The organism is Bartonella sp. MF74HXZ (assembly GCF_042194445.1).
GTDB classification, from domain to species: Bacteria; Pseudomonadota; Alphaproteobacteria; order Rhizobiales; family Rhizobiaceae; genus Bartonella; species Bartonella grahamii.
This window is the reverse complement of the sequence record NZ_JBHIMW010000004.1, coordinates 205,845-208,446: the sequence shown is the minus strand read 5'-3', so window position 1 is coordinate 208,446 and position 2,602 is coordinate 205,845. Positions and strand designations below refer to the sequence as shown.

The following is a 2,602-nucleotide window of genomic DNA, read 5'->3' as shown; positions in this document are numbered from 1 at the left end:
ACAATCTCAAGACCTCTGAAAGAAGTAGAAACCAAGAAAACAGATTACAAGATAATATAAATAATATCAAGCGTTTAATTTTCATTACTTGTGGAATAACGCCTCTAATTTATGGTATCATTTCACTCTTTACGTGGAATATACCACTCGGAATAATAAGTATAGGGTTATTAATTCTCGTCAATATAAAAGGATATTTGGTAAAGATTGGTAAATTGATATTCTGGCTCATACTCATACAACAATTTTTAGTGTTTACCAGATTTATATTGAAAATTATCTCATGAAAATGCTTTTGAAGAGTATAGCGATCCACAGTGAATTCATAAAATGTGGTCATTTTTGATTTTCTATAACAAGGTAACGTAGAAAAACATAAAGATTATAATGTCTCTATCCGTTCTTTCCCTATTCTCCCGTTTTCCCCAGCCCTTTATTTTCTTCCACAATCCGCCCCCCGCCCTTTCCCCCAACAAGCCCACTTGACTCCACACAGACTGTTTCTCATGCCCCTACATTCTTTTCCCCATATCAGCTAAAAAATTTCCCCCTAATCTCCCCCTCTCAGCACGAAAACATAACGCGTATCATGATCACCGCAATAAAGAAGCACTTGGCCCTTTCATGAGTAAAATAACGCTCCCCTTAATACGCAACACAAAAACTCCCACCCCCTCCCGTATCTCAACGTCTAAACATCTATCTCACTTCTCCCGTCAAACATCTCCTTCCATTTTCCAACAAGTTTTCATCTTCACTCCAAGCCACTGATAGTTACCTCTCCCTCCATTTCCTCAATCCCCCCAATAAAACCCAGCCGACAGCTTTCCCCTCGCAAAGCGCCCGCAATTTCTCATCCATAGGCTCTTTTCTTCATGTCCCCCTGTCTCATATCAGCTAAAATTTCCCCCCAAGCCCCCCAAGAAAGAAAACATAACGCGCATCATGGTCACCGCAATAAAGAAGCATTTGCCCTTTCACGAGTAAAATAATACCCCCCTTAACACTCAACACAAAAGCTCCCAGAACGCACGTGTCCTAATACGTCTAAACAAGCTTTAACGCTCCCACTTCGCCTTCAAACATCTTCCTCCATTTCCCAACAAGTTTTCATCTTCACTCCAAATTCCCTGTGCTTCCTGTGCCCCCTACTTGCGTCCTCCTCAAACACCCCACTTGCTTTTCCCCTCTGCTCTTTCCTTTTTATAAAACTTTGCCCCTCCTTCAACGCTGTACAGATCCCTTTCTTGCCCGCCTCATTCTTGTTTTGCCCACCAGCAGACGCTTTGCATTCGCTCCCCGCTCTCTGTTTTTCCTTTCCTTCAAAGCAATTTCTGTCCTTATACTAAAACCTGTCTCAACACACTTAATTTGCTGCACCATCTTCTCCAAAGCCTCATTAAAACGGCTAATTTCATTTTCAAGCTTGCAAATATACGCTTCATCACGATAAGCACGTTTAATCAAAGGTGGCATATCAGGCCAATAGAGCATTAAATCCACCCATTCGCGTTGAGAAATCCATAACCCTCCTTGACATTGTGCTTTATGTTCTGCTGGAAAAGTCTTTTGCATGAAATGAGGGATCAAAATTTCAGGTTTTTTTGTTTTAATTTCTAATAAGCCATTTTCTCCCACAAAAGCATCGGGAGAAAATCCTTGTCCGCGATCATCTGCCAAAACAAAGCCAATACATTCAGGTTCTGTATGCGTAAGTTTTGCATAGAGCTGTCGTGCGATTGGTTCTAATTCTGTCCCGCGTCGCTGAGAAACCGTTGTTCCTTCCTCAACGGTTTTTCCTGTAATTCTTTCTCCCGCCAATTTCATCATCACACTATGATATCGTGAAGTTTTTTGCCCCTGTTTTTTTTGTGCCATAACCATCTCAAACAAAGAAGCCGTAATCAAACCATTGCGTACTTTCTGCCATTCTTCCGTTCCCTGAATACAATCGATAATGATTGGCATAGTATTTCTCCCCTTCACCTTTAAAGTGTTTTTGCAATATATCCTCTTTAAAACATTCACATTGTTTAAGCCTGTGTCCCTCACACGGACTAAAGGCGACAGCATCCTTCAATGTATCCTTCAAGTATTGTGCCCCTGAAAACAAAAAAACTGCCCCCCTCAACATCCCCCCCCCGCAGGTTTCTCAATCCTCCCAATGAAACCCAGCCGACAGCTTTTCCCCTCGCAAAGCGCCCGCAATTTCTCATCCATAGGCTCTTTTCTTCATGCCCCCCTGTCTCATATCAGCTAAAAATTTCCCCCAAGCCCCCTAAGAAGGAAAACATAACGCGCATCATGATCACCGCAATAAAAAAGCACTTGCCCTTTCACGAGTAAAATAATGCCCCCCCTTAACACTCAACACAAAAGCTCCCAGAACACACGTGTCCCAATACGTCTAAACAAGCTTTAACGGTCTTAATTCCCCCTTCAAACATCTTCCTCCATTTTCCAGCATGTTTTCATATTCACTCCAAGCCACTGATAGTTACCTCTCCCCTCCATTTCCTCAATCCCCCAATGAAACCCAGCCGACAGCTTTTCCCCTCGCAAAGCGCCCGCAATTTCTCATCCATAGGCTCTTTTCTTCATG

Annotated in this window: 1 protein-coding gene; it reads right to left on the bottom strand. The window is 42.5% G+C overall.

Annotated elements, in window-relative coordinates; all coding sequences use genetic code 11:
- Positions 1–1,224: 1,224 nt before the first annotated feature.
- Positions 1,225–1,968: a lambda exonuclease family protein gene (locus tag ACFIJ8_RS05125; RefSeq protein WP_375628868.1), complete on the bottom strand. Its 744-nt coding sequence runs from the start codon at positions 1,966–1,968 to the stop codon at positions 1,225–1,227.
- Between the last annotated feature and the right edge of the window lie 634 nt (positions 1,969–2,602).

Coding starts and splice junctions, on each gene's coding strand:
- ACFIJ8_RS05125 (WP_375628868.1), bottom strand. CDS start 1,968: ATGCCAATCATTATCGATTGTATTCAGGGAACGGAAGAATGGCAGAAA.